The sequence below is a fragment of the Coriobacteriaceae bacterium genome, assembly GCA_025992855.1.
Taxonomy (GTDB): Bacteria; Actinomycetota; Coriobacteriia; order Coriobacteriales; family Coriobacteriaceae; genus Collinsella.
The window spans coordinates 2275556-2299321 of the sequence record DAJPGB010000001.1 but is presented as its reverse complement, the minus strand read 5'-3'; the positions used below and the strand labels follow the sequence as shown (position 1 = coordinate 2299321).

Genomic DNA, 23766 nt, shown 5'->3' with positions numbered 1-23766 from the left:
AAGTTGAACGTCAGATTGTCCAAATGCGGCCCGCGTAACTAAACCCGCTCCGCGATCTCGTGGATGAGGTAGTCGGTCTTTTCCCAGCCTAGGCACGGGTCGGTGATCGACTTGCCAAAGACGCCGCCATCGACTGGCTGATTGCCATCCTCCAGGTAGGACTCGATCATAAAGCCCTTGACCAGCTTGGAGATGGACTCGTTGCGGCGGCAGCTGTCGAGCACCTCCTTGCAAATGCGGTACTGCTCCAGCGGGCGCTTGCCCGAGTTGTCGTGGTTGCAGTCGATGACCGCCGCCGGGTTGGCGTAGCCGGCATGCTCGGTATAGCGCTCGGCCAGGCGCTCCAGGTGCTCGTAGTGGTAGTTGGGGTAGGTGCGACCGTCGAGACCGATGTAGCCACGCATGACGGCGTGTGCGAGCGGGTTGCCGTCGCACTCGACCTCCCAGTTGCGGAAGATAAAGCTCTGATGTGCCTGGGCGGCGTAGATGGAGTTGAGCATAACGGTGGTGGAACCGGCGGTGGGGTTTTTCATGCCCACAGGCACCGAAATGCCGCTCGACACCAGGCGATGCTCCTGGTTTTCGACCGAGCGCGCGCCCACGGCAACGTAGCTCAGCAAGTCGACGAGGTACTGGTAGTTGGACGGGTAGAGCATCTCGTCGGCGGTAAAGAAACCGGTCTCCTCGATGACGCGCAGGTGCATGTGGCGGATGGCCTTGACGCCTTCGAGCAGGTCATCGGGCGCCTCGGGGTCGGGGTTGTGCAGCAGGCCTTTGTAGCCAGTGCCCTTGGTGCGCGGCTTGTTGGTGTAGACGCGCGGAATGATGATGAGTTTGTCCTTGACCTCTTCGGCGACCTTGGCCAGTCGGTTCATGTACTCAAGCACCGAGTCCTCGCGGTCGGCAGAGCACGGGCCGATGATGAGCGCTTTGCGTGCGTCCTCGCCGGTAAAGACCTTGGCGACCTCGGCGTCGAATGCCTGCTTTTTGGCGGTAAGCTCGGCGGAAAGCGGCATTTCCTCGCGGATCTCCATGGGGATCGGCAGCCTGCGTTTGAAATCCATGGCCATATGGGGCCTCCTTTATCAATTAACGGCAACAATTGGCGAATTCTCGAATGCTCGGCATTATCCGCTGTCGCACGCTAAAGTGCAAGCGAAACCTGCCGAAAAGGGACAGGTTTATTTTGGTCGGTTTTATCTGGGGAAATGTCGGCGCTCGCCGGAAGGGGAGGGCCAGCGTACGGCACGCTGGAGCAAGTTGGATCTTCTGCGGCATACCCTGTGGACAAAAAATGGCAAATATGAGTACTGTTGCTAGCGTAGTATCATATCGATCTTACAAGATAATAGACACAATAGTAAATATGTTCATTAACGTTGGCACACAGAAGCATGCTACCGGGCATTTTGATCAATTTGAAGGCATATCTAGGCCGCAAAGAGGTCGTTTGGGGCAGTTTTGGCTGTTACTAAAAAGGTGACAGTACTCATATTTGCCATTTTTTGTCCACGGGGCCTTGAGGGAGGTCGTTAATCAGGTCCCCGGGGGGGCGGTTCGAGGGCCGCAGAACAAAAAACGGGGGGCACAGTTCATTCTGCGCCCCCGTTTTTGGGTATTGCGGTTGTTTGCCGCCGGTTTTACGCCGCCTCGTCGAACTGCGAGTTGTACAGGTCCGCGTAGAAGCCGCCCTGGGCGAGCAGTTCGTCGTGTGTGCCCTTCTCGACGATGTCGCCGTCGCGGATCACCAAGATTACGTCGGCGTTGCGGATCGTGGACAGGCGATGCGCGATGACAAAGCTCGTGCGGCCCTGCATCAGCGCATCCATGGCGCGCTGGATGAGCTCCTCGGTGCGGGTATCGACGTTGGAGGTCGCCTCGTCCAAAATCAGCGCCGGACGGTCGGCCAAAATGGCGCGGGCGATGGTCACGAGCTGGCGCTGGCCCTGTGAGAGGTTGGTGCCCTCCTCATTGATCATAAAGTCGTAGCCGCCGGCGAGCGTATGGATAAAGTGGTCGCAGCGTGCGGCGCGCGCGGCGGCCTCGACCTCGGCGTCAGTCGCATCGGGACGTCCGTAGCGGATGTTCTCGCGGATGGTGCCATTAAACAGCCAGGTATCCTGCAGCACCATGGCAAACTCGCCGCGCAGTGCCGCGCGGTCCCAGTCGCGCACGTCGACGCCCTCGACGCGCAGCGAACCGCCGTCCACGTCGTAGAAGCGCTGCAGCAGCTTAATGAGCGTGGTCTTGCCGGCGCCGGTGGGGCCGACGATGGCGATGGTCTGACCGGGCTGTGCCTCGCAGCTAAAGTCGTGGATGATGGTCTTGTCGGGCGTGTAGCCAAACTTGACGTGGTCGAACTCAACGTGGCCGGGGCGCTTCTCGGGAATCTGCGCGTCAGCCTTCTGCTCCTCCTCGGGCGCGGCCAGGAACTCAAAGACGCGCTCGGTGGCAGCGGCCATCGACTGCATCGTGTTGCTCACGTTGCCCAGCTGCTGCACCGGCTGCGTAAAGTTGCGCACGTACTGGATAAAGCTCTGGATGTCGCCGGGCGTGGCATTGCCGGTCAGCGCGAGCTGCGCGCCCACCACGACGACGCCCACGTAGCCCATGTTGCCCACCAGGCTCATGAGCGGCATCATCAGGCCCGACAGGAACTGCGAGCGCCAGCCACTAATAAAGAGGCGGTCGTTTTGACGGTCGAACTCCTCGATCGAGGCCTCGGCGCGGTCGAACACCTGAATGACATTCTGACCGGCAAAGTCCTCCTCGATAATGCCGTTGACGGTGCCCAGGACTTGCTGTTGCTCGCGGAAGTACGGCTGCGAGAAGTGAATCATCACGGTCAGGATAATCGCGGCTGCCGGCAGCGTGAGCACGGTGACGCCGGTGAGCGGCAGGCTGATCGACAGCATCATGACGAGCACGCCGATAATCTGCGTCACCGACGTGATGAGCTGCGTCACGCTCTGGTTGAGCGACTGACCCAGCGTATCGACGTCGTTGGTGATGCGGCTGAGCACGTCGCCCTTGCTGTGGCCGTTGAAGTAGCTCATCGGTACGACAGCGATCTTGGCGGCGATCTCCTTGCGCATGCGGTAGCAAATCTTTTGCGTGACGCCGGTCATGAGCCAGCCCTGGATGAGGCTGCAAACAGAGCTTGCCAGATACAGGCAGAGCAAAAAGCCGAGCGTCTTGGCGATCCAGGCAAAGTCGACATCGCCGGTGCCGTTGACCTTGGCAACCAAGCCCTCGAACAGCTTAGTCGTAACCTGGCCGAGCACCTTGGGCCCCACAATGTTAAAGATGACCGAGCACACGGCAAAGGCGACGGCGGCAAACACGGCAATCTTGTGCTGGCCGATATAGCCGAGCAGCTGCCTCATGGTGCCCTTAAAGTCCTTGGCCTTTTCGCCACGGCGCATGCCACCCATGCGGCCCATGGGACCACGCTGGCGGGTGGGCTTGGGAATCTGAGTCTTGGTCTCGTCTGCCATTAGCGCTCGCCTCCTTCCATGACGGCTGCAATTTCTTCTTGGGTAAGCCCCAGCTCCTCGGCGGAAAGCTGCGACTGTGCAATCTCCAGGTACGCCGGGCAGCCGTGCAGCAGCTCCTCGTGCGTGCCGGTGCCCACTACGTGACCGTCGTCGAGCACGATGATCTGGTCGGCGTGCATGATGGTCGCGATGCGTTGGGCCACGACCACGAGTGCGGCGTCGGTGACGTTTTTGGCCAGCTCCTCGCGCAGGCGCGCGTCGGTCTTGTAGTCGAGGGCGCTAAACGAGTCATCGAACACCACGACCTCGGGCTTTTTGGCCAACGCGCGGGCAATGGCCAGGCGTTGGCGCTGACCACCCGAAACATTGGAGCCGCCCTGGCTGATGGGGGAGTTGTAACCGCCCTCGCGCTCGGCGATAAAGTCCTCGGCCTGGGCGATGCGTGCCGCCTGGCGCATATCATCATCGCTCACCATGTCGCCGGCAAACTTGAGGTTGCTCGCGACGGTGCCCGAGAACAGGCGACCCTGCTGCGGGATGTAACCAATGCGGTGGCGCAGCTCGGAAAGGGTCATGTCGCGCACGTCGATGCCGTCGAGCGAAATGCTGCCGCCCGTGACGTCGTACAGGCGCGGAATCAGCTGCACGAGCGTGGACTTGCCCGAACCCGTTGAGCCAATGATGCCGAGCATCTGGCCGGCATGTGTGGTGAAGTTCACGCCGCTGATGACATCGGCGCGGGCATCGGGGTACTGGAAGCTCACGTCGCGGAAGGTGAGCTCACCGCGCGGCGCGCTGGCTGCGGGCAGTTTGGGCGAGGCAGGGTCGTTGATGCTCGTGGGGCAGGTGATGACCTCTTCCACGCGCTCTGCTGCGACCTCGGCGCGGGGCAGGATAACCGAAACCATGGTGAGGATCATAAACGCCATGACGATCTGCATGGTGTAGGAGATAAACGCCATCATGTTGCCGACCTGCATCACACCGTCGGACACGCCCTGCGCGCCAAACCAGACGATAAGCACGGTGATGCAGTTCATGACGAGCATCATGAGCGGCATCATAAAGCTCATGGCGCGGTTGGTGTAGAGCTGCGTGGTCATCAGGTCGAGGGACGCCTGGTCAAAGCGCTCGAGCTCATGCTCCTCGCGGTTAAACGAGCGGATGGGCATAAGGCCGTCGAGCAGCTCGCGGGCGGTAAGGTTCACGCGGTCCACAAAGCTCTGCATCTTTTTGAACTTGGGCATGGTGAGGCCCATAAGCACGCCGACGACGGCCGAGACCGCGATGATGGCCACGGCGATGGTCCACTCCAGGCCGGTGTGGTTGGCCAGGACGCGCATGACGGCGACGATGCCCATGACGGGCGCCATGAGGCACATGCGGATAAACAGGGTTGCGGCCATCTGAATCTGCTGAATGTCGTTGGTGCAGCGAGTGATGAGCGAGGCCTGGCTAAACTTGCCCACCTCGGCTGGCGAGAAGTGCATGACCTTGTTGAAGGTCTCGCGGCGCAGGTCGCGTGCGATGGAACAGGCGGTGCGCGAGGCCACGGCGCCGGTTAGGATGGTGGCGACCAGTGAGATCAGGCACAGACCAAACATCGTGGTCGCCATGCGGCCCAGGTAGGCGTTCTGCACGTCGGCGGGGTCGATGCCCTGCGCCTTGTACTCATCCTGCACATAGCTCACGGCGCGCTGAGTGACGATGGAGCCCGACATGGAGCCCATTTTATCCGCCATTTGGTTGGCGCCCTCGACGAGCTTGCTTTGGTCTACCAGACCGCCCTCGATGCCCAGACGCAGGCTCTTCATGGTGATCTTACCGCCGTCGGCATCAATCTGCTTTTGCATGTTCTGCGTCGCTGCGGCCTTCTGCTGCATCTCGGCGAGCTGCTCGGGCGTCATTGCCGCCATCTGCTCGGGGGTGGGCATGGCCTGGGCGCCGCCGCCATTGCTTGCCTCGGTGGATGCGCCGGTCATGTCGCCCATGGAGCTGGCGTCGATGCCTTGGTTGAGAGAAAGGACGACGGTCTCAGGCAGGCTCATGATGTCGGCAATCTTGTCGCCGTCGCCGCGCTCCTCCTCGGTGCCCTTGTACGTTCGAATGCCGTTATTGTCCGCCTTACTAAACACGGCCTCCACAGCTTTGGCGTCCTTGGCGCTCATAAAGAGTTCGAGGTCGTCGAGCGATTCGGCGCGAATGGTGTCGGGCACGGGCGAGGCGATGCCGCCTTGCTGCACGCCCACGTCGACGATGTCGCTCATATAGGTAGGCAGCGCCAGATCGGCGTTGCAGCTGATTACGATAAGTACGATAGCTGCGAGCAGTGCCAGGACATGCTTTTTAAAGAGCTTGAGAATCCTCACTCGGCATCTCTCCTTTCTTGATTGTGGTCGATAATTTCGTTGGCACGCCTTAGAAGACGCACCATCTCTTGGGTATCTGTTTCGCCGAGCTGTTCGAGGAAAGCCGCGGTGCGGTCCTCGAATTCCCGGCGTTTGATTTCGAGATCCTGGAATCCCTTGTCGGTCACTATGACGTGTACGCGACGACGGTCGGTCTTTGAGTGCTCACGCTCAACCCAGCCCTTGGCTTCGAGAGCGCGTAGGATATTGGCAATGCGGGCGTTCGAGACCCAGGCGCGATCAGCGAGTTCGCTCGGCGTGAGCGAACCGCCAGCGAGCATAAGGGCGCGCATGACAGCCATCTCGCCGCTGAGAGCTTTGTCCACAAAGCGCGAAACGCGCTGGTGAATGCCGCCAAACTCGGTAAGGAGCTGACTCCCAAGCTCATGGAAATCGGTATCTTCCACCGAAAACCCCTAACACTAGAAACTATTTTCGGTGAAAGATGATACCCCCATACGCGGGCCTCATACAGTGGGCAATATAAAGAGCGCATAAAGACTTAAAATCATTCAATTGCTGAAGCGTTTTAAAGAACTATCATGCACGCGGTTAGGCGAGGGGTTGTCACCACCATGACGACTGGGACTCATATAATCGCCACGTGCGATGCTCCAACTTCCCGCAAGGAGACACCTTACATAAAGGGGGATGGAGTCATGGCATTTGACTTCACGGGCAAGACCGCGATCGTTACCGGTGGCACTCAGGGCATTGGCCTCGAGATTGCCAAGGGTATCGTTGCGGGCGGCGGACACGTCGCGCTCATCGCAAGGAACGCTGCTAAGGGCGAGGCCGCTGTGGCCGAGCTTGGCGAGGGCAACAAGTTCTATCAGCTCGATGTCGCCGATGCACCCAAGGCGCGCGAGACCGTCGAGCAGATTTTCACCGATCTGCCGCAGACCAACATCCTGATTAACTGCGCTGGCGTCATCAGCACCAAGAAGTTCGACGAGATCGATGACACCGAGTGGCGCCGTACCATCGACATCAACCTCAACGGCACCTTTACCATGATGAACGCCGTGTACCCGCACTTTAAGGCAGCCCATGCCGGCACTATCGTCAACGTGAGCTCTGTTGCTGGCAAGATCGGCGGCGGCCTGCTCGGCACCGCGGCTTACGCGAGCTCCAAGGCCGGTGTTAACGGTCTAACCAAGGCAGTCGCCAAGGAAGGCGGCAAGTTTGGCGTTCGCTGCAACGCTGTATGCCCGTCGCTCACGCTTACCGATATGACCTCGATCCTCTCTGACGAGAACTCTCAGCGCATCATCAACGGTATTCCTCTGGGCCGCGCCGCCCAGGCCAGCGAGCCTGCGCAGATGGTGCTGTTCTTCGCTTCCGACCTCGCCAGCTTCGTGAACGGCGAGATCGGTGACTGCGACGGTGGCATCGTTCTGGACGGGTAATACTCCGCGACGATTATTCGGCGACGGCTCCTGCGACTCGGGACCGTCGCCTTCTTTCTGATATAGGCGCATGCGGCTACGATTCGCATGCATCCAAAGGAGATATATATGAGTGAATCGACTGCGGTGGAGGCGCCGGCGGCAAAGGAGCCGTTCTTTAAGATGTCCTCCATCCCGGGCGCCAATATCTTGGTGCCGCTTCTGTTGGGCTGTCTGCTCAACACGCTATTCCCCGACCTGTTCAAAACGCTCGGCAGCTTTACGCTTGGCATGACCCAGCAGGGCGCTGGCCCGCTCGTGGGCGCTTTTTTGCTCATCGTCGGTACGACGATTTCGTTTAAGAGCGCTCCTGCCGCCGCTGCCCGCGGCGCCATCATCATCGCCGTCAAGCAGATCGTGGTCGTTGCCATGTCGCTGCTCATCCTTTATGTGTTCAACGACAACCTGTTTGGCATCTCTGCCATGGTGATGCTGGCGGCTTGCACCGGCGCCAACAACGCTATGTACGCTGGGCTGATGGGTACCATGGGCAACGAGGCTGAGCGTGGCGCTGTCGCCATCACCACGCTGGTTGTCGGCCCTCCGGTCACGATGATCGTGCTCGGCGCTGCCGGCCAGGCCCCGATCGGCTGGTCGCTCGTGGGCGCCATTCTGCCGATCGTCGTCGGCATTATTCTGGGTAACCTGTTCCCCAGCTTTAAGAAGATGATGGCACCGGCACTTTCCGCCATCATCGTGCTCGTCTTCTTTGCCATGGGCTCGACCATGACTTTTGGCCAGCTTATCAACGGCGGTCTTCCCGGCATCCTGCTCGGCGTGATCTGCTCGGTGATCTTTGCAATTCCCGTCATCGCGGTCGATAAGCTCACGGGTGGTACGGGTGTCGCAGGTGCGGCCATTTCGAGCTGCGCCGGAGCCAATGTGGCCACGCCTGCTGCCATGGCAAGCGTCAACGGGGCCATGTACGGCGGTGCGGTGCTCGCGACGGCTACGGCACAGGTTGCTGCCTGCGCAATCGTTACGGCTATTTTGACCCCGCTGGTCACCAGCTGGTGCTACAAGCATTTTGAGGGCCAGGGCAACGGCGATAGCAAGGCAACGGCCGACAAGGCCGCCGCAGCCGCCTAATGCCAAGCGGCAATCAAAGCTAAAAACTAGCCATGCCACAGGGCGGCCACGGGGGATTCCGTGGCTGCCCTGCAGTTTCTGTAGGGTCTCTGGGACACTTTACCCTGCTAAAGCTGGCATAACAGCTAGAGCGAACGTCGTACAAAGGCAAGGAAAAATACCATACAAATCGGTGAACGGTAGTTGTTTGCACTCGCATTTCCTGCGGGTTTGTAAAAAACGTCCTTATGATATAAAAAAAGAAACATATAACAGCCCAGATGGAGAGGGTCGCTATGTTATCCTTCTCAAACGGGTGAAATCTTGGGTTTTGGGTTGTAGTTCCAAGGTGGATAAACGTTTTCCCTACACCAACGTGTGGTGAAGAACGGAAGAAGCCGGTAGTGCAAGCCGAACATTCAAGAATTCAATAAGCAGCGGTGTGAGAGAGCGCCGCATTACACGTAACTAGGAGCGTGGTTACACAATGCAGGAGGCATGGGAAGGCTTCAAGGAAGGCATCTGGACGGGAGAGGTTGACGTCCGAGACTTCATCCAGAAGAACTACACCCCCTACGAGGGCGACGAGTCGTTCCTCGCCGGCCCGACCGAGCGTACCAAGGAGCTGTGGGGCGAGGTTCTCGACCTGCTGCTTAAGGAGCGCGAGCAGGGCGGTGTCCTCGATATGGACACCAAGACCGTCACGGGTATCGTGAGCCACCCCGCTGGCTACATCGATAACGCCCACCGCGAGAAGGAGACCATCGTCGGCCTCCAGACCGACAAGCCGCTCAAGCGCGCGCTGCACGTCAACGGTGGTATCCGCATCGCTTGCCAGGCTGCCAGCCAGCACGGCTACAAGGTCGACGAGAACGTTGTCGAGCGCTACACCTTCGAGCGCAAGACCCACAACGCCGGCGTCTTCGATGTCTACACCCCCGAGATGCGTGCTTGCCGCTCGGCTCACATCATCACCGGTCTGCCCGATGGCTATGGCCGCGGCCGCATCATCGGTGACTACCGTCGTGTTGCCCTGTACGGCGTCGACTACCTGATCAAGGACAAGGAGGCCCAGAAGGCTTCCACCCCGACGGTCATGACCGCCGACAACATCCGCGATCGTGAGGAGCTGCAGGAGCAGATTCGCGCCCTCGGCGAGCTCAAGATGATGGCCGAGACCTATGGTTTCGATATTTCCAACCCTGCTACCAACACGCAGGAGGCCATCCAGTGGATGTACTTCGCCTACCTCGCTGCCGTCAAGGAGCAGAACGGCGCCGCTATGTCCATCGGCCGTACCTCCACGTTCATTGACATCTACGCTGAGCGCGACCTTGCCAACGGCACCTTCACCGAGGAGCAGATCCAGGAGTTCGTGGATCACTTCATCATGAAGCTCCGCATGGTCAAGTTTGCCCGTACCCCCGAGTACCAGGCCCTGTTCACCGGCGATCCGCAGTGGGTCACCGAGTCCATCGGTGGCATGGGTGTTGACGGCCGTACGCTCGTTACCAAGATGAGCTACCGCTACCTGCACACGCTCGAGAACATGGGCACCAGCCCCGAGCCCAACATGACCGTTCTGTGGTCGACCCGTCTGCCCGAGAACTTCAAGAAGTTCTGCGCCAAGACTTCCGTCGCCAGCTCCTCGATCCAGTACGAGAACGACGACCTCATGCGCGTTTACCACGGCGACGACTATGGCATTGCCTGCTGCGTGTCTTCCATGCGCATTGGCAAGGAGATGCAGTTCTTCGGCGCCCGTGCCAACCTGGCCAAGTGCCTGCTGTACGCACTCAACGGCGGTGTTGACGAGGTCTCCAAGAAGCAGGTCGGCCCCAAGTATCGTGCCGTCGAGGGCGATACGCTCGATTACGACGACGTTGTGGCCAAGTACAACGACATGATGAAGTGGCTCGCTGGCGTGTACGTCAACTCGCTGAACATCATTCACTACATGCACGACAAGTATTGCTACGAGCGCATCCAGATGGCTCTGCACGACAAGCACGTGCACCGCTGGTTCGCTACGGGCATCGCTGGCCTTTCCGTCGTGGCTGACTCCCTGTCCGCCATCAAGTACGCCAAGGTCCACCCCGTCCGTGACGAGAACGGCATCATCGTCGACTTCGAGACCGAGGGCGAGTTCCCCAAGTACGGTAACGACGACGACCGCGTCGACCAGATCGCTCACGACGTTGTGCACCAGTTCATGGAGTACATCCGCATGAACGACACCTACCGCAACTCCGTGCCCACGACCTCGGTTCTGACCATTACCTCCAACGTCGTGTACGGTAAGAAGACCGGTTCCACGCCTGACGGCCGCAAGGCTGGCCAGCCGTTCGCCCCGGGTGCTAACCCCATGCACAAGCGCGATAGCCACGGCGCCATCGCTTCGCTGTCTTCGGTTTCCAAGCTCCCGTTCCGCGATGCTCAGGACGGCATCTCCAACACCTTCTCCATCATCCCGGGTGCGCTCGGCAAGGAGGACCAGGTGTTCTTTGGCGATATCGACCTTGATCAGCTGGGCGAGTAACTATTGTTAGTGCTATACTAACAATAACGATTACTGATTAGCGCGCCGGTTTCGGCCGGCGCCTATCGATCGAAGGAGACACATTATGAAGGTTTCTGAAGTTTCCGAGACTCAGGCCGATAACCTGGTCCACATGCTCGACGCTTACGCCGAGAAGGGTGGCCATCACCTGAACATCAACGTCTTCAACCGTGAGACGCTGCTCGATGCTCAGGCTCACCCCGAGAAGTACCCGCAGCTGACCATTCGCGTTTCCGGCTATGCCGTGAACTTCCACACTCTCACCAAGGAGCAGCAGGACGAGGTCATTTCGCGTACCTTCCACGACAAGTTCTAAAGGGGTTTAACTCCCGCAGGATCGCCGGGCCGCTTTGGGTTACTTTCCAAAACGTCCTCGGACATGCGAGAAGCCCCCGCTGCGCACTACGTGCGGCGGGGGCTTCTCGCGTCCTGCGGGATGTTTTGGAAAATAACCCAAAACCGGCCATGTGGGGTCCTTTGGAGTCACCCTTTAGGCGGAACTCTCCTAATTATTTGGATGAGTCGTTTACTTACTTGTGCTGTTACCGTCTTCCCGCTGTTGTTGGGGTATGCTTTGTTCGTATGTAAACGTATGACATGTTGATGGGGGAGGGTGCTATGGCTCGCGAGAGTGCTCGTTCTAAGGATACGGCTAAGCCTGGCATCAAGGAAGTTGCAGCGGTGGCGGGGGTTTCGCCTACTACGGTATCTCGCGTGCTTAATAATCGCGGCTACATTAGCCAGGAAACCCGCGATAAAGTCCATGCGGCGATGGAGCGCATCAATTACACGCCCAACGATATCGCCCGTGCCATGCTCAATGGCCGCCTGAACCTTATCGGCATGATTGTTCCCTTTGTGAGCAGCCCGTTCCATGCTCAGGTTGTGCAGGCGGTCGAGCGCACGTTGGCGGAAAACGGCTTTAAGATGTTGCTGTGCAACAGCGCCAATCGACCTGATCTTGAGCGTTCCTATATCGATATGCTGCGTCGCAATATGGTCGATGGCGTCATCGTCAACTCGCTCAACATTGGTGCCGAGGCATATGCCGAGATGGGTCTGAGCTTGGTCGGTATCGACTGTGACCTGGGCGAGGGCTCTGTGCAGGTTGCGAGCGACAGCTATGGCATTGGCGAGCTTGCCACGCGTCGTTTGATTGATGATGGCTGCTCCCGCATTTTGTGTCTTCGTAACAATAGCCGCATGAGGATGCCCGCAAATAAGCGCTCCGAGGCCTATCGCGATGTCGTTGCCGAGGCTGGCCTGCCCGCGCTTGTTCGCGAGGTTGAGTTCGTTAAGTCCGATGACGAGAAGGGTAAGGCCGTCGCGCAGATCCTCGACGAAAACCCCGATATCGATGGCATCTTTGCCGGCGACGACACGATGGCGGCCATTTGCCTCAACGTTATGAAACAGCGTGGCCTGAGCGCTCCGGATGATATCAAGGTCGTGGGTGCAGACGGTGCTCGTCGCACTATGACGTTTATGCCCGACCTGACGACCGTGCGCCAGGACGTCGATCGCATCGGTGAGCTTGCGGCTCAATCCATCATTGCTCTCGTTAATGGAGAGGCGCCCGAGTCGAATATTCAGCTCCCCGTTGAGCTCATCGAGGGCAAAACCGCGTAAGCAATTCCATAACAGAAGTTTCCCGTAAACGCCACCCAAAACCGTTCACCGGCGTATGTCAACCGTTTGCCGACGAATTGACCTGCAAAAAGCTGCAACAGTATGAAAACGTTTGACACATGAAAACGATTGACATATCTTTCAATTGTTTCGAGTCGGCATCGTGTGGGAAGGAAGCCTCTGATGCATAAGGTCTATTACCAGCCTGAGGGAATTTGGGTGGGCGACATCATGCCCTACGGCGAGGATGGCACGTTCTATCTCTATCATCAGCGCGATACGCGCAACCCCGGACCTTTCGGCGAGCCCTTTGGTTGGGCGCTTGCTACGACCAAGGACTTCGTGAACTACAAGGACTTTGGCGAGAGCCTCGAGCGTGGCGGCGACGAAGAAGTCGACCAATACATCTACGCCGGCACCGTCTTTAAGGTGGGCGAGAAGTACCATGCACTCTACACCGGCTGCAACCGTGACAAGGTTAAGGCACGTCTGATGAAGCAGGTTCTGCTCCACGCCACGAGCGACGACGCCGTCACGTGGGAGAAGAACATCGCCGAGACGCTGCTTCCGCCCCAGGAGGGCTACGACGACCGCAACTGGCGCGATCCCTTTGTGCTTTGGGACGAGGAGAACCAGGAGTACATGCTCATCCTCGGTACGCGCGTGGGCGAGGACAAGCGCCTGATGACCGGCCGTCTGGTCAAGTTCACCTCCAAGGATCTGAGCAACTGGGAGTTCCAGGGCGACTGGTGGAACCCGGGCCTGTACACCATGTTTGAGATGCCTGATCTCTTTAAGATGGGCGACTGGTGGTACCTCGTCTTTTCCGAGTACAGCGACGGCAACAAGACCCGTTACCGCATGTCCAAGTCTATCAACGGTCCTTGGATTACCCCCGCTGACGACTCCTTCGACGGCCGCGCGTACTACGCCGCTCGCACCGCATTCGATGGCGAGCGTCGCGTTCTCTTTGGTTGGGTTCCTACGCGTGACGAGGGCGGCGACCCCAGCTCTTACCTATGGGGTGGCACCTTTATGCCCCTCGAGATCGTTCAGCGTGCCGACGGAACGCTCGGCACCAAGCTCCCCGACAGCATGCTTGGCGCCTTTGGCGAGGCTAAGGCAGTCGAGACCTTTGAGCTTTCCTGCGAGTCGGGCAAGGTCGAGCAGGTGCTCGCCGCGGATGCCGGCTCCACCTACTTGCTCGATGCCGACATTGAGCTCGGCGGTAACGCTGCCGGCTTCTCGGTCAAGTTCGCTGAGGACGCCGAGACCGGTCTTGCCTATGAGTTCCGCGCCAACCTGCGCGAGGGCAAGCTCGAGTTCACGCCGGCTCCCCAGTACCCGTGGTTCCAGGTCAACAACATGGGCCTCGAGCGTCCGTTGTTCTTTAAGGGCGAGGGCACTCATCATGTGCGCCTGGTCGTTGACGACGATATCGCGACCATCTTTGTCGATGATGTTGCGCTTAACGCTCGCTTCTGCAATAAGCAGGGCCAGGGTGTGGCGCTGACGGTCACCGACGGTACGCTCAAGTGCGCAAACGCAACGATCGCGTCTCTGTAGCGGCAACGAACCGTTTTATGATTTAGAAAAGGAATGGAGAGGAACATGGACTACAAGGCAGTGTCCCAGCAAGTCGTCGACAACGTCGGCGGACTGGAGAACATCGAGGGCGCCACGCATTGCGTGACCCGTCTGCGTCTGGTGCTCAAGGATACGAGCAAATACAACAAGGCCGAGCTCGAGAACATCGATGGCGTCAAGGGCGTGCTGTACAACAGCGGCCAGCTCATGATCATCTTCGGTACCGGTACCGTCAACAAGGTTTACGATGAGTTTATGGCTCTGACGGGCGTTAAGGAGATCAGTGCTTCCGAGGTCAAGGGCGCCGAGGCGGACAAGAAGGGCAAGTTCTTCTCGGTCCTCAAGGTATTCTCGGACATCTTTATCCCCATCATTCCCGCCTTCGTCGGCGCTGCAATCATCATCGGCCTTAAGTCGCTGATCGTTGCCAACGGCCTCTTCGGCATGGAGGGCAGCCTCGCCGATCACAGCGAGTTCCTCAAGAACCTCGCAAGCTTCTTTGCCATTATCGCCACCACCTTTGACTACCTGCCTGTCCTGGTTATGTATAGCGCGGTCAAGCGTTTTGGCGGTAACCCGATCCTGGGCATCCTCGTCGGTATCGTCATGGTTCACCCGAGTCTTATGAACCGTAACACGTTCGTTATGGACCCGACGGGTGCTGAGTACTGGAACTTCGGTCCGCTCTCCATTCCCATGGTTGCTTTCCAGGGCGGCGTGTTCCCCGCAATCCTGACCGCCTGGTTTATGGCCAAGGTCGAGAAGATTGCCCAGAAGTACATCCCCGAGGTCGTTTCGTTCGTCTTTGTCCCGACCGTTACCCTGATTCTTGCTAACGTCGCTCTGTTCACCGTGTTCGGCCCGCTCGGCAACCTGATCGGCGACGTCCTCGCCGGCGTAATCGATATCCTGTACAACAGGATGGGCGTCTTTGGTGCCTTTGTCTTCGCCGCGTTCCTGCAGCCGCTTGTCGTTACCGGTACGCATCAGTTCATCCAGGGTATCGAGGCAAACCTTGTTGCCACGACTGGCTTCAACTACATCCAGGCCATCTGGTCGGTTTCCATCATCGCCCAGGGCGGCGGCGCCATCGGCATGTACCTCATTCACAAGAAGCATTCCAAAGAGCGCAACATTTGCATGTCGTCCTTTATCCCGACGCTGGTCGGAATCTCCGAGCCCGCTATCTTTGCTGCAAACATGCGCTACTCGATTATTCCGTTCATCTGCGCATGCATCGGTGCAGGCTGCGGCGGTGCCTTCGTCAAGCTCTTTGAGGTGCGCGCTATCGGTCAGGGTCTGACCGGCGTGCTTGGCCTGCTCATCGTCACGCCCGAGACTCTCGTGTGGTATGTGGCTGGCAATCTCATCGCCTTTATCGTGCCGATCGTCTTGATCTTTGCCTACAACAAGGCAAAGGGCGTTCCGACCACCGATGAAGAGGGCGCTGGCGCTGGCTTCGACGTTAGCTTCTAGTTGAGCCGTTCAGCGTAACGTGCGGATAAGTCCATTTGAGGAGGGGCGTTCGGCTCGTGTGAGTCGAGCGTCCTTCCCTATAGACGAGAAGGCCAATGGCGATGTTTAATCAAAAAAATAAGGTGACACGCGCGGACTATGAGCAGTGGCGAGCCGGACAGGATGAGACGGCGGCTCGCATCGCGTCCGACCCCGATAGACTCCTGTTCCATGTGGAGCCTGAGCTTGGCTGGCTCAACGACCCCAACGGTTTGGTGCAGATTGGTGATACGTATCACATCTATCACCAATACGATCCGTTCGATGCTGCGCATGGCGGTCCAGTGCTTTGGAACCATCTGACGACAAAGGATTTTGTGACGTACGAGAATCACGGCCCCGCGCTGTTCCCCGATTCCGATTTGGATTCGAACGGAGCGTATTCTGGTTCTGCCTTTGTACGTGATGGCAAGATTCACTACTTCTATACCGGCAACGTCAAGCATTTTGATCGCGATGATTACGACTACGTGTTGACGGGTCGTGAGCAAAACCAGATTCATATGGTTGCGGAGAACCCCGACGAATTGGGCGAGAAGCGCATAGCTGTTGGACCGGTCGATTACCCCGACGATATCGGTACGCACGTGCGCGACCCCAAGATCCTTGAGCACGATGGTATCTACTACATGGTTCTGGGCGCTCGTACGAAAGACGACCGCGGCTGCGTGCTTGTCTATACCTCGCGCGATCTAGAGGACTGGAACTATGCGACGCGTATTGAGCTGGGCGAGAAGTTTGGCTTTATGTGGGAGTGCCCCGATCTGTTTGAGCTCGATGGTGAGCTTGTTCTCGTTTGCTGTCCGCAGGGTGTGCCTGCCGATGGTTGGCGTTACCGCAATCCGCATCAGTGCGTGTGGTTCCCCATCGAGGCCGATTGGGAGGCGCCGAGCTTTAAAATCGTCGGGCAGGGCATGCCCCCGATGGTCGATGCCGGTTTTGATTTCTATGCTCCGCAGTCCTTTGAGGATGCTGCAGGCCGGCGTTTGATGATCGGATGGTCGGGTTGCCCCGATGCGACGGCGGAAAACCCGACGGTGGCGCGCGGCTGGCAGTGCGCGTTGACGGTGCCGCGAGAGCTGAGCATGCGCGATGGTAAGCTCTGTCAGCAGCCGGCGCACGAGATTGAGAGGATGCGCGGCGACTGCGTTCGCGCGACAGGCGGTGAAACCGTTGAGGAGCCGGGCCGCCTGTTTGATCTTGTGGTTTCCTGTGAGGGCACCAAGATGGTCGAGCTCGAAATCCGCAAGGGTGTCTTTGTGCGCTATGCAGGCGGGATGCTTACCCTCGACATGGGTGACGAAGGCTATGGGCGCGACCAGAGGTCGATCGAGCTCAGCGAGCTTCGCGACCTGCGCGTGCTTTCGGACACTACGATTGTCGAGATTTTTGCAAATGGCGGCGAGGCGGCACTTACGAGCCGTACCTATTCGCCGGCGGTTTCGGCGATGGGGTTGCATGCCGAGGGTGCGGCATCGATGAATTTCTACCGCCTCGTGCATTAACCGTGCATGGGGCACGATTGGACTTGCTGGGCGAAATGAATCGCAGTTGCCGCGGCCAACTACCGTTTATCGCGTATAGCGACCGTTTGCGGAGTAAGTAACACTTAGTAATAAACCGTGTAGAATCTCAGGTTAGCACGGAGTTTTCCAGGGAGACGCTGTCCTTTGTTGTGCGCAAGGGGCGGCGTCTCTTTGGCGCTTGGACGCCGTTGTGCAACAGTGCGGCGGCGCGTGCCATGTATTGAAAAGCCAATGTCGAGATGGGTCGTGATAATAATGGGCAAGTACGTAATCGTGGTTGAGTCTGGGTCGGATGTGACGCCGGAGCTCTGCGAGCGCTACGGCATCGTGCGCGTGCCCATGCATGTCACAATTGGTGACGAGACCGTCGAGGACGGCTCCATCGATCCACTCGAGATTTACTCGCGCTGCAACGAGTTTGGCGTAATGCCCAAGACCAGCGGCTGCGCGCCTGCAGATTTTGCGCACGTATATGACCGTATCCATGCCGAGCAGCCCGATGCGACCATTCTGCATCTTGCGTACTCCGAAGTCACGACTTGCTCGCATCAGTCCTCCAAGATTGCGGCTAAGGGCCGCGACTACGTATTCTCCATGGATACGCGTTTTGTCTCGGTGGGCCAGTCGCTCGTTGCCGTCGAGACCGCCAAATACATCGAGGCTCACCCCGACGCCACCGTCGACGAGATCTTTGCATTTACGAACTCCGTCATGGACCGCGTGCTGCTGGGCTTTGTTCCTACCGACCTGGCCTTTCTTAAGGCGGGCGGTCGTCTGTCCAACGTCGCGTTCCTTGGCGCCCACCTGCTCAAGATTAAGCCCTGCATTGAAGTAACGGGCGGTAAGTTTGTGGCGACCAAGAAGTTCCGCGGCTCTATGCTCAAGTGCGCCCGCGCCTTTATTGACCACATGGTTGCGAAGGGCGAGATAGACTACTCGCACATTGGCCTGGCGTATTCGGTAGGCCTTTCCCAGGAGCTGCGCGACGACATGGAAGTCTATGCGCACGACCTGGGCTTTAAAGACGTTACCTGGACTCAGGTCGGCGGTGTCATCTCGAGCCATTGCGGCCCGACCGCCTTCGGTGCGGTGCTCACGCTTAAGGCGTAAAGGCTGTAGGCGAGCATTCTTCGGCTTCACATCTCGACATGGGCTCCCGTCACGGTAATGGGGGATAGATTAAAACGTGCCATTCTAGCCCAAGACGTTTAAACGCAAACGTATGGGCTAGAATGGCTCTGGCATTTATGTAGCTAAAACCAATGAGAGGCAAGGTAGCGGGAATGGCTGAGATGACGCTCGAGGGTGTGGACGCTCGTCCCGAGGACTCTGCGTTTGCCCTGGGCCGCGTACATTCGATTGAGACGATGGGAACGGTCGATGGACCTGGCATCCGCTTTGTGGTGTTTGTTCAGGGCTGCCCCATGCGCTGTGCGTATTGCCACAACCCCGATACCTGGTCGGTTAACGGCGGTACCATGGTGACCGTCGAGCACCTGATGGACGAGTTCCAGAGCAACCATGAGTTTTACCGCAGCGGTGGTATTACGGTGTCCGGCGGTGAGCCGCTCCTGCAGCCCGCGTTTTTAGCCGACCTGTTCCGCGCCATGCACAATAACCCCGATGGTCGCGTGCATACCTGCTTGGATAGCTGCGGCTATGCGTTCGATCCCGCGCATCCTGAGAAGTTCGATGCCGTACTCAACGAGACCGATATGGTGCTGCTCGACATTAAACACGCCGATCCCGTCGAGCATAAAAAGCTGACCGGTTGCGATCCCGCACGTATTCTGGCGTTTGGTGATGAGCTTGCCCGTCGCAAGATTAAGGTTGTTATTCGCCATGTGGTGGTGCCCGGCATTACCGATACGGTGGAGGAGTGCGAGGCGCTCGGTCGCTTGATTGCCCCGTGGCATAACGTGGTCGGCCTGGAGATGCTGCCGTATCACACGATGGGTGTCGTCAAGTATGAGCAGCTGGGGATTCCCTATAAGCTCGAGGGCGTGCCCCAGATGGATACCGCGCGCATGCCCGAGTTGCGCAATGCCGTTATGACCGGCATGAAAAAGCGCCGTGCGGAGCTCAGGTCGGCCATCGGCTAGCGTGCCATTTTCGTTCCCCAAGGGCACTCATTGGGGACAGACTTAAATGAGTGCCCCTGGACACCAAGTTGATTGCCAAAGAGTCCCGTCAAGTTGCGGTGGAATAGTTCTTGTTTTTCGGCTTATGCCGCCCAAGCAGGAACTATTCCACCGCAACTGCGTTTTGGGCGGAGATGCGCAACAGAATCGTGCCATTTGGATAAATACGCTTGTGGTTTCTTTAAAGACACCTTAAGCGTCGTTGAATATCTTTGGAAAGAAATGCCTGCTCGGTATTATGCTGCTCATATATGAACGGTAGCAGTCAGGAGACCACGTGCGAAACAACGCATCGCGGGACGAGTATGTGCCGCAGCATGGCAGCAGCTATGGGACGAAGGGCACGCCTTCGCGTGGCCTCGCTGACGCTCGCATCCGCGTGACGAAGATTGCCGCCATTGGGATGCTAACGTTGGCGGTTATTATCCTCGGAATTACCGCCAAAACCTACGCGTCGGAGCGAATGGCACACTCAGATGCGTCAACGGTACAGACGCAAAACAAAAAGGTCTCTGAATCTAAAGCCACCGCAAGTCAAACCCTGTCGACAGCGAGCCTCAAGACGAGGCTTTCGAAGGCGGACTTTAACGATATTCCCTCAGGCGATACCGTGCAGACCTTCTCACTGGTTGATGACCAGATCCCCGCCCTGGAGGATGAGAGCCTCGTCGTGCTCCAAGATGCCCTGAGTCAGGCGCAGAAGCTGGGGGATGTGGGCGTAGTGTTCTACGACCTATCGAGCGGCAAGGGCGTGACGTATAACGCGGACGCCGAGGTGTACGGTGCGAGCAGCTATAAGGCGCTCTATGTACTCTACGTCTGCGAATCTCTGGTCGAGACGGGCCAGGTCTCACTCGATGATTCCCTTGGCACCTATGGCGGCTACAACATGGGCTGGCAGACGGTGCGCGACCTGATCGAGGCCGCGGTCGTTAATTCGGACAACGATTCGTTTATTGCGTTACGCACGGCGTTTGACCGTGTCGATTACGAGGATTGGATTGCCGCACTCGGCGTCGAAGACGAGGTCGCGCTCGATCCAATGAGCGATTTCCCAACCTACTGCCCGCGCACCTCGGCCAAGTTGTGGCGCGAGATGAGCGAGTATCTGAGCTGTGGCAGTGAGACCTCCCAGTGGTTATCTGAACTGCTGTCATCAACATCGCGCTCATTTATCCGCGATGGCATTGCGGACGACCAAGCCTTGGTGCGCAACAAGGCAGGCTGGATAAGCGAGGATGGTTGCTATTCGACATGCGATGCGGGCCTCATCGATGTCGATGGCGACACCTACATTATGAGCATCATGACATCGATGCCGTGGAGCGATCGCTCGAGCGAGGTTACGGCTGCGATTGCAAAGGCTCTGTTTGATACGCGAGCTGTGCTGGCCTAGCGTGTTCGTTTGACGAGGTCAAACAAAATGCTGGTACCATACCGTGGTTGAGAATTTCGTATAGGTTTGGGGAATGGCATGGCTACCATCGCGATTATCGGTGCACTCGAAAAAGAGATCATGCAGATTAAGGAAGAGCTGAGCGACGTTTGCGAGGCACAGGAGGCAGGCTTGACCGTTGTGAGCGGTGAGTTCGACGGCCTGACGCTTGTCGCCACAACGGCGGGCATGGGCATGGTGAACGCCGCTGCTGCGACGCAGCACCTCATTAGCAAGTATGCTCCACAGGCAGTTGTGCTTTCGGGTATCGCAGGTGGCCTGAATCCCAAGCTCCATATTGACGATATCGTCATTGGCAAGTGCCTGCGCTATCTGGATACCGATACCGCGCTTATCGCCGAGTCTGCACCGGGGCTCGAGGAGTTTGGCTCGACGTCTGCGCTGGTCGATATCGCTGCCGATGTACTTGCTGAGCATGGGTTTGTTGATGCTTCGACAAATGCGGCCGCCTCGAACGAGGGCGCAAAGCAGTTCCTGGTCGGCACGATTGCCACGGGCAACCGTTTTGTGACGGGCACCGCCATGCGCAACGACGCTATCGAGGCGACGCACGCCGATTGTGTCGGCATGGAGGGCGCGGCGATTGCCCATGTCGCAACTAAAAATGGTGTCGATTGCCTGGTGTTGCGCGCTATCAGCGATAATTGTGATGAGGCGTACGATGCGATTTGCGACCGCGAGTTCGACCTGTTCGAGTATGCTCGCACCGCGAGTGGCATTACGCTCGATATCGTTCGCCGTATCGCTGCTATCTATTAGCGCGCTCTTTTGTAAGAACCTACGACCAAGGAGTGTCCATGGCCGATTCCATTAACTACCAGCTTGCCAAGTTCGTTGCCAGCTATGGCAAGGTTTCGCAGATTCCCGAGTCCACCTGCCCCGAGGTGAGCTTCGTCGGCCGCTCCAACGTGGGCAAGTCGTCGATCATGAACAAGCTTTTTGGCCGCAAGAACCTCGTCAAGGTTTCGAGCACGCCGGGCAAGACGAGCAACATCAACTTCTTTGAGGCTGACGACGTGCACTTCGTCGACCTGCCGGGCTATGGTTTCGCCCGTCGTTCCAAGGCCGAGCGCGACCGCTGGGCCGAGCTTATCGGCGACTTCTTCGACTCGGAGCGCAGCTTTAACCTGGTCGTGTCGCTGGTGGATATTCGTCACGACCCGAGCAAGCTCGACCATGACATGATCGACTACCTGCGGGGCAACGAGTTCAACTTTATCGTCTGCCTCACCAAGGCCGACAAGCTCAGCCGCACCCAGCAGGCCCGCCAGGCAGCAGCCATCAAAAAGCAGCTCAACGTCCCGGCCGAAAACGTGATCATCACAAGCTCCCAGACCGGTACCGGCATCGACGAACTCAAAAAGCGCATCGCCGAGGCCTGCCTCTAGGGCATGCCGCACTGTCAAACAACTTTTGTCTATCTATATCACCCCAGTGATAGTTATTGGTAAACTATCACTGGGGTGATATTTTTGTTTGGAGGTCGATATGGAGCTTTGGCACGGGTCGGAGGTTGTTGTCGAGCATCCGTCGTTGGATAAATGCAGACAATTCAATGACTATGGGTGTGGGTTTTATTGCACGCCACATGAAGAAATGGCGATGGAATGGGCATGCCGGACCGAGTCGGATGGCATTGCAAATCGATATGAACTTGATTTAGATGACCTTTCGGTCTTGGATTTAGAGTCTGGGGAGTTTTCAATCCTCAATTGGCTTGCGATTTTGGCCGACAACCGGGAGTTTAATGTCTCGACGCCGCTAGCACGCGACGGACTTCGATTTCTGCTTGATAACTGTTTGATTGATATTTCTTCTTACGACGTTATTCGGGGCTATCGTGCCGACGACTCGTATTTTTCTTTTGCAAGGCAGTTTGTTAATGGCATGATTTCGCTCCGACAACTTCAGCGCATTATGCGCCTGGGCGATCTAGGCATTCAATATGCGCTTATGAGTGAGCGTGCGTTCTCGGCGATTAAGTTCCGCGATTGGAAGCAGGCTTCGGGAGCTGAGTTTTATCCCAAACGATTTGAGCGAGAACAGAACGCTCGACGAAAGTACCTGGATACGGTAAACGGATTTGACTCTGATGGTGTCGACATTAGGGATTTGATGGCAGGGAGGGTTGATTTAAATGATCCAAGAGTTAACGGATCGTGGGCCGAGTAGGACATATCCCGTCTATTACCTTGAGGACGCAATGAACAACCTCGGGGATTGCTTCGACTATGCCGTTAACGATTACGGAGCAGAAGGATCGGAAGTTGCTGAACTCTTTTGCCTGAGCGGCGTAGCTCGCGAGTTCGAACGCGGCAACGCATGGGTAGTGTCGGGAAAGTCGGGCGTTGAACTATTTGCGCTCATCTCCGAAAGATCTGGTTACCAAACAGGGTCGATGCCAGATCGGACCTACCGATTTGAGAAGACACCGGAATATTGGACGGGCTGGATACTGGCATATTTGCAGTGGCGCCTAGGGGAATCGTTCGAAGATCTGCTTCATGTTGTTCCATTTGATGCGCTGCGAAACCTGTACTACCCCTGGCATGAGGCCTCGGAGGAGCGCGTGGCGCGCCTTGTCTGTGATATGGCGAAGAAGGCGCCGCGTCAGACTAAACTGGCGCTAGCAAGAAAGAGGATTAAAAAAACCCAACAAGACCTGGCATACGAATCGGGTGTATCGCTCCGTTCAATCCAAATGTACGAACAGCGCCAGCGAAACATCAACGAAGCCTCGGTAACGACAGTGAGGGATATTGCAAAAGTCCTACACTGCAACATCGAAGACCTCCTAGAACCAGTCTTCGAATACAAAGAAACAAGCGCCGCCTAAAGGGGATTCTGGCCACTGATTGCTCAACTTGTGGTTCATCAAGGGCAATTTGAGCAGCGAAGCCGGCTGTCTCGTTGGGGCGTGCAGGCCTTGTT

19 protein-coding genes are annotated in these 23766 nt (G+C 57.8%); 15 read left to right on the top strand and 4 right to left on the bottom strand.

What is annotated here, in order from left to right; translation table 11 throughout:
• Window positions 1–38: 38 nt before the first annotated feature.
• The 4 genes from OIL88_09820 to OIL88_09805 all read right to left on the bottom strand — a co-directional run bounded on the left by OIL88_09820 (window position 39) and on the right by OIL88_09805 (window position 6312).
• Window positions 39–1070: a 3-deoxy-7-phosphoheptulonate synthase gene (locus tag OIL88_09820; protein ID HJI72652.1), complete on the bottom strand. Its 1032-nt coding sequence runs from the start codon at window positions 1068–1070 to the stop codon at window positions 39–41.
• A gap of 570 nt (window positions 1071–1640) precedes the next feature.
• A complete protein-coding gene (locus tag OIL88_09815) occupies window positions 1641–3497 on the bottom strand; it encodes an ABC transporter ATP-binding protein/permease (GenBank protein HJI72651.1) in 1857 nt (618 codons plus the stop codon).
• On the bottom strand, window positions 3497–5866 hold the full coding sequence (locus tag OIL88_09810) for an ABC transporter ATP-binding protein/permease (GenBank protein ID HJI72650.1): 2370 nt from the start codon (window positions 5864–5866) through the stop codon (window positions 3497–3499). The genes OIL88_09815 and OIL88_09810 overlap by 1 nt, the downstream gene beginning before the upstream one ends.
• A complete protein-coding gene (locus OIL88_09805) occupies window positions 5863–6312 on the bottom strand; it encodes a winged helix DNA-binding protein (GenBank protein ID HJI72649.1) in 450 nt (149 codons plus the stop codon). The genes OIL88_09810 and OIL88_09805 overlap by 4 nt, the downstream gene beginning before the upstream one ends.
• Window positions 6313–6564: 252 nt before the next feature.
• Between OIL88_09805 and OIL88_09800 the strand changes: the two genes are divergently transcribed.
• The 15 genes from OIL88_09800 to OIL88_09730 all read left to right on the top strand — a co-directional run bounded on the left by OIL88_09800 (window position 6565) and on the right by OIL88_09730 (window position 23671).
• Window positions 6565–7314 (top strand): SDR family oxidoreductase, encoded by a 750-nt coding sequence (locus tag OIL88_09800; GenBank protein ID HJI72648.1) that lies wholly within the window; start codon window positions 6565–6567, stop codon window positions 7312–7314.
• Window positions 7315–7422: 108 nt separating this feature from the next.
• Complete coding sequence (locus OIL88_09795; GenBank protein ID HJI72647.1) at window positions 7423–8442, top strand: 2-keto-3-deoxygluconate permease; 1020 nt, start codon at window positions 7423–7425, stop codon at window positions 8440–8442.
• Between the two features lie 466 nt (window positions 8443–8908).
• A complete protein-coding gene (gene pflB / locus OIL88_09790; protein ID HJI72646.1) occupies window positions 8909–10960 on the top strand; it encodes a formate C-acetyltransferase in 2052 nt (683 codons plus the stop codon).
• 85 nt (window positions 10961–11045) lie between these two features.
• Window positions 11046–11297: an autonomous glycyl radical cofactor GrcA3 gene (grcA3, locus tag OIL88_09785; protein ID HJI72645.1), complete on the top strand. Its 252-nt coding sequence runs from the start codon at window positions 11046–11048 to the stop codon at window positions 11295–11297.
• Window positions 11298–11599: 302 nt separating this feature from the next.
• A complete protein-coding gene (locus OIL88_09780; GenBank protein ID HJI72644.1) occupies window positions 11600–12610 on the top strand; it encodes a LacI family DNA-binding transcriptional regulator in 1011 nt (336 codons plus the stop codon).
• Between the two features lie 183 nt (window positions 12611–12793).
• Complete coding sequence (locus OIL88_09775) at window positions 12794–14176, top strand: family 43 glycosylhydrolase (protein ID HJI72643.1); 1383 nt, start codon at window positions 12794–12796, stop codon at window positions 14174–14176.
• Between the two features lie 45 nt (window positions 14177–14221).
• The gene (locus tag OIL88_09770; GenBank protein ID HJI72642.1) at window positions 14222–15673 is read left to right on the top strand and encodes a PTS transporter subunit EIIC; all 1452 of its coding nucleotides are present in this window, start codon (window positions 14222–14224) and stop codon (window positions 15671–15673) included.
• 101 nt (window positions 15674–15774) lie between these two features.
• Complete coding sequence (locus tag OIL88_09765; protein HJI72641.1) at window positions 15775–17217, top strand: glycoside hydrolase family 32 protein; 1443 nt, start codon at window positions 15775–15777, stop codon at window positions 17215–17217.
• Window positions 17218–17493: 276 nt separating this feature from the next.
• Window positions 17494–18348, top strand: coding sequence for a DegV family EDD domain-containing protein (locus OIL88_09760; GenBank protein ID HJI72640.1), 855 nt, complete (start codon window positions 17494–17496; stop codon window positions 18346–18348).
• 173 nt (window positions 18349–18521) lie between these two features.
• On the top strand, window positions 18522–19340 hold the full coding sequence (gene pflA / locus OIL88_09755; GenBank protein HJI72639.1) for a pyruvate formate-lyase-activating protein: 819 nt from the start codon (window positions 18522–18524) through the stop codon (window positions 19338–19340).
• A gap of 316 nt (window positions 19341–19656) precedes the next feature.
• Window positions 19657–20775: a class A beta-lactamase-related serine hydrolase gene (locus tag OIL88_09750; GenBank protein ID HJI72638.1), complete on the top strand. Its 1119-nt coding sequence runs from the start codon at window positions 19657–19659 to the stop codon at window positions 20773–20775.
• 78 nt (window positions 20776–20853) lie between these two features.
• Window positions 20854–21594 carry a 5'-methylthioadenosine/S-adenosylhomocysteine nucleosidase gene (mtnN, locus tag OIL88_09745; GenBank protein HJI72637.1) on the top strand — a complete coding sequence of 247 codons (741 nt, stop codon included), beginning with the start codon at window positions 20854–20856 and terminating at the stop codon, window positions 21592–21594.
• Between the two features lie 38 nt (window positions 21595–21632).
• Window positions 21633–22223: a ribosome biogenesis GTP-binding protein YihA/YsxC gene (yihA, locus tag OIL88_09740; GenBank protein HJI72636.1), complete on the top strand. Its 591-nt coding sequence runs from the start codon at window positions 21633–21635 to the stop codon at window positions 22221–22223.
• 100 nt (window positions 22224–22323) lie between these two features.
• The gene (locus OIL88_09735) at window positions 22324–23007 is read left to right on the top strand and encodes a DUF3990 domain-containing protein (protein ID HJI72635.1); all 684 of its coding nucleotides are present in this window, start codon (window positions 22324–22326) and stop codon (window positions 23005–23007) included.
• The gene (locus OIL88_09730; GenBank protein ID HJI72634.1) at window positions 22973–23671 is read left to right on the top strand and encodes a helix-turn-helix transcriptional regulator; all 699 of its coding nucleotides are present in this window, start codon (window positions 22973–22975) and stop codon (window positions 23669–23671) included. The genes OIL88_09735 and OIL88_09730 overlap by 35 nt, the downstream gene beginning before the upstream one ends.
• Window positions 23672–23766 lie beyond the last annotated feature (95 nt).

Bases quoted from the DNA above. Each gene is read 5' to 3' on its own strand.
- OIL88_09770 (HJI72642.1), top strand. From the start codon at position 14,222: ATGGACTACAAGGCAGTGTCCCAGCAAGTCGTCGACAACGTCGGCGGA.
- pflB (HJI72646.1), top strand. From the start codon at position 8,909: ATGCAGGAGGCATGGGAAGGCTTCAAGGAAGGCATCTGGACGGGAGAG.
- OIL88_09800 (HJI72648.1), top strand. From the start codon at position 6,565: ATGGCATTTGACTTCACGGGCAAGACCGCGATCGTTACCGGTGGCACT.
- OIL88_09795 (HJI72647.1), top strand. From the start codon at position 7,423: ATGAGTGAATCGACTGCGGTGGAGGCGCCGGCGGCAAAGGAGCCGTTC.
- OIL88_09775 (HJI72643.1), top strand. From the start codon at position 12,794: ATGCATAAGGTCTATTACCAGCCTGAGGGAATTTGGGTGGGCGACATC.
- yihA (HJI72636.1), top strand. From the start codon at position 21,633: ATGGCCGATTCCATTAACTACCAGCTTGCCAAGTTCGTTGCCAGCTAT.
- mtnN (HJI72637.1), top strand. From the start codon at position 20,854: ATGGCTACCATCGCGATTATCGGTGCACTCGAAAAAGAGATCATGCAG.
- pflA (HJI72639.1), top strand. From the start codon at position 18,522: ATGGCTGAGATGACGCTCGAGGGTGTGGACGCTCGTCCCGAGGACTCT.
- grcA3 (HJI72645.1), top strand. From the start codon at position 11,046: ATGAAGGTTTCTGAAGTTTCCGAGACTCAGGCCGATAACCTGGTCCAC.
- OIL88_09815 (HJI72651.1), bottom strand. From the start codon at position 3,497: ATGGCAGACGAGACCAAGACTCAGATTCCCAAGCCCACCCGCCAGCGT.
- OIL88_09820 (HJI72652.1), bottom strand. From the start codon at position 1,070: ATGGCCATGGATTTCAAACGCAGGCTGCCGATCCCCATGGAGATCCGC.
- OIL88_09730 (HJI72634.1), top strand. From the start codon at position 22,973: ATGATCCAAGAGTTAACGGATCGTGGGCCGAGTAGGACATATCCCGTC.
- OIL88_09735 (HJI72635.1), top strand. From the start codon at position 22,324: ATGGAGCTTTGGCACGGGTCGGAGGTTGTTGTCGAGCATCCGTCGTTG.
- OIL88_09765 (HJI72641.1), top strand. From the start codon at position 15,775: ATGTTTAATCAAAAAAATAAGGTGACACGCGCGGACTATGAGCAGTGG.
- OIL88_09760 (HJI72640.1), top strand. From the start codon at position 17,494: ATGGGCAAGTACGTAATCGTGGTTGAGTCTGGGTCGGATGTGACGCCG.
- OIL88_09780 (HJI72644.1), top strand. From the start codon at position 11,600: ATGGCTCGCGAGAGTGCTCGTTCTAAGGATACGGCTAAGCCTGGCATC.